Below are 3,259 nucleotides of genomic sequence, written 5' to 3'. Positions count from 1 at the left end.
GCCGCCGCTGTTGGACTGCTGGGTCGCGGTGCCTGCCCAAGTGCCGGGCATCGAGACGGGCGGCAGCCTGCTGACGGTCCTGGACGACAACGCGGAAGTGTTCTGGTCTTCAGACTCCGGGCCGGCTGGGCCTCGGGCAGGGGGAACGATGCGTCGTCGGCTCATTGAGCGCACGTGGAATTGGAGCGTGCGGCGGAAGGTTGCGGTCTATCTGGTCTCGCAAGCCCTGCTGCTGTGTGTGGTAGTGGTCGGCAGGGGCATCGGAGTGCCACTCCCTGCCTTGGTCGGCATGTGGTGCGGCCCTGCGCTGGGCGGGCTCGTAGGAGTTTGGCGGGGCGCGAGGGATTCCTCTACGCCCGGCGACATCGATGCTGGGCGTTGACCACGCGGTCGGCAGAGTCTCCATGACCGAGCCAAGGCGACGGACGCCGGCCGACAAGAGGACGGTGCCCGAACGAGGCCAAGGCTTTGATGTCTGTGCTCATCTTTATCAGGTCGATCATGCGGAGTCGCCGACGCGGGCCACCCCTGCCTGTGCCTGACCTCGCTGTGCGCCGAGGTTCGGCCTCGACTGCTGTTGTTCGTGCCTGTTGGTGTCAGCCATTGATGTCAGCCGCCGTTGTCCCCTTGGCAGCCTGGTGGAGGCAGAGGGTCAGGGGCGGTTCAGACCCCACGTCTGCAGGGCGTAGGGTCGCCCCTTTTCCTCACCCGTGATCAGCGGCACGTCGAGCAGTCTGAAGCCCGCCTTGGTGGCTACGGCGACGCTGGCGGCGTTCTCGGCCTCCAGCTCCAGGATCACCTGCCTCGCGCCCAGCTGCTCGAAGGCGTACGCGGCCATCACTCGCACCGCCCGCGCCGCCAGCCCCTGGCCGCGGTGCGCCGGGCCGATCGCGTAGCCGAGCTCCGTGCCCTCGGGGGCACGCCGCAGCATCACCTCGCCCAGCGGTGCGCCGCCGTCGACGGTGATGGCGAGCAGGATCGTCGTACCGTCCGCACGCAGCTGCCGGTCCCGGTCCAGCCGTGCGCGGGCGGCTGCTTCGTCGAAGGGGGAGACCATCGGTGTCCAGTACGCGATGTCGGGGTGGTCAAACAGCTTCGGCATCGCGGCCAGGTCCGCCTCCGTCCAGTCGCGGAGGACGAGACCCTCCCCCGAGAGCTCGATCCGCTCGGGAAAGGACGACATGGTGCTGCTCATGGGGGGGAGCCTCCCTAGCCTGTTCAGGACGAGGCAGGATAGCCGTGGGCAGGCAAAGGCTCACCAGTATTTTCCGGGGGCTTTCACACCCCGGCCGTGGTGGTGCATTCGGCCTTTCATCAGCCACCACTCACCCCAGCTCTCATCCCGTCCGCCGTCGACCCGCACACCGTGGAGCGGGCGTGGTCCCTGGCGTCCAGGTGGAGCGCGCCACTGTACGAACGACCTGGACGCCATGGGCCGCGTCTGCTCGGCTCTGCCTGGGGCGGCGGCGGACGGGATGAGAGCACCACACGCACACAACTGATCCGGCACCGGCGGGGCGGCNNNNCCCCCAGCCGCTCGTACGCCGCCCGCAGCCCGTCGGTCGTCTCCCGGCCGGCGGGCCGCAGCGGCGCGCGGACCGGCCCCGCGGGCAGACCCAGATCGTTCAGCAGGCCCTTCACGGTGACCGTGCCGGGCAGGCCGGCGGACATCGCCAACTCGACGAGCTCGGTCGCCCGTTGCTGCAGACGGGCCGCCCGCGCCGTGTCGCCGGCGTCGAACGCGTCCAGTACGGAGCGGAGTTGGCGCGGGACGAGGTTGGCGACCGTGCTGACGTACCCGGCGCCGCCCACCGCGTACAGGGCGAGGGCGTGCTCCTCGCAGCCCGCGTAGTACGCCAACTCGGTGCGGGCCAGCACCTTCTGGGCGCCGAGGAAGTCGTAGGAGCAGTCCTTGACCGCCACGATCCGGGGGTGGCCGGCCAGCCGCAGCATCGTCTCCGGCTCGATGCGGGTGCCGGTGCGGCCGGGGATGTCGTACAGCATCACCGGCAGCCCGCAGGCGTCCGCGACCGTGCGGAAGTGCTCCTCCACGGCGTCCTGGGGCGGCTTGCTGTAGTACGGCGTCACCACCAGCACCCCGTCGGCGCCCGCCTTCTCCGCCTCCAGCGCCAGCTCGGCCGTGTGCCGGGTGTCGGCGGTGCCCACGCCCGCGACGATGGACGCCCGGTCCCCGACCGCCTCCCGCACGGCCCGCACCAGCGCCGCCTTCTCGGCGTCCGTCGTGGTCGGCGACTCGCCCGTCGTGCCGTTGAGCACGAGCCCTTCGCAGCCCTCGGCCACCAGCCGTTCGGCGAGTCGCCGGGCGCCGTCCAGGTCGAGCGCGCCCGAGGCGGTGAAGGGCGTGACCATGGCGCACAGGGCGCGGCCGAAGGGAGGGGCGGAGGCAGTCGCCGGAGTTGTCATGGGAGCAGTCTCGGCGGCCCGCACCGTAAAGATCCACTTAATTCTTCTACCGGGTATCGGTAAGTGTTTCTTCCTCATGGGGCGGGTGGCCGTACCGCGTCCTGTGTCCAAACCCGGCCGTCATGGGTCACCATGGGCATGAGGCCACCAATGGGCAGCTCATGGGAGGTGTCATGAAGCTCGGCAAGGCACTGGCCACCGGAGTCGCGCAGGAGCAGCCGCCGGTCTTCGAGGAGGAAGTCCCCGAAACCCCCGAACCCACCGAGGAGACCCGGCAGCCGCAGGCCGAAGCGCCCGAAGAGGTCCCGGCCGCCCGATGAGGCTGCGGCTGCCCGCGGAACGCCCCACGGAGCCGCCGACCGGATACAAGATCGCCCACCCGGTGCTGTCCCAGGACGGCACCCGGGCCCGCTTCACCGGTGTGTCGCTCGGCGGCGCGCTGCCGTACGGCGTCCTCGCGGACGCGTCCTGCGTCTACGGCCGCCGGCACCGGCCACCCGCCCGCCTGTGCGACTGCGGCTTCCACTGCGTGCACGCGCGCGCCGACGCCGAGGCCCTGCTGTGCACGGCCGAGCACCGCACGGCCGTCCTGCTGGAGGTCGCGGTCCTCGGCGCCTACATCCGCTTCGAGCGCGGCTTCCGCTACGCCCGCCAGCGGGTGCGCACCGCGGCGGTCGGACCGTGCGCGTGCGGCGCGCCCGCCTCCGCGCTGGCCGACGCGGGCTGGGGCAGGCCCGGCTGGCGGGCCCTGGCCGCCGCCTGCCCGGGGTGCGTGCGCGGCCGTACGTCCGTGACGCTCACCGGCTTCGCCCGGCTGGCCGGGGAGGGGCTGCGG

Annotated in this window: 4 protein-coding genes; 2 read left to right on the top strand and 2 right to left on the bottom strand. The window is 71.8% G+C overall.

From position 1 onward, the window contains the following. Window positions 1-652 precede the first annotated feature (652 nt). The gene (locus RH94_RS35410) at window positions 653-1,195 is read right to left on the bottom strand and encodes a GNAT family N-acetyltransferase (RefSeq protein WP_073952397.1); all 543 of its coding nucleotides are present in this window, start codon (window positions 1,193-1,195) and stop codon (window positions 653-655) included. A gap of 331 nt (window positions 1,196-1,526) precedes the next feature. Then, window positions 1,527-2,424, bottom strand: an 898-nt coding sequence (gene dapA, locus RH94_RS35405; RefSeq protein ID WP_073952630.1) for a 4-hydroxy-tetrahydrodipicolinate synthase, incomplete at its 3' end; no start/stop codon positions are given. A gap of 173 nt (window positions 2,425-2,597) precedes the next feature. Between dapA and RH94_RS41660 the strand changes: the two genes are divergently transcribed. Continuing rightward, window positions 2,598-2,744: a hypothetical protein gene (locus RH94_RS41660; protein ID WP_199881130.1), complete on the top strand. Its 147-nt coding sequence runs from the start codon at window positions 2,598-2,600 to the stop codon at window positions 2,742-2,744. Beyond that, a partial coding sequence (locus RH94_RS35400) for a hypothetical protein (protein ID WP_234426269.1) occupies window positions 2,741-3,259 on the top strand: 519 nt, incomplete at its 3' end. The genes RH94_RS41660 and RH94_RS35400, both read left to right, overlap by 4 nt.

It is taken from the genome of Streptomyces kebangsaanensis, assembly GCF_001906585.1.
Lineage (GTDB): Bacteria > Actinomycetota > Actinomycetes > Streptomycetales > Streptomycetaceae > Streptomyces > Streptomyces kebangsaanensis.
This window is presented reverse-complemented; position numbering and strand designations above follow the sequence as displayed.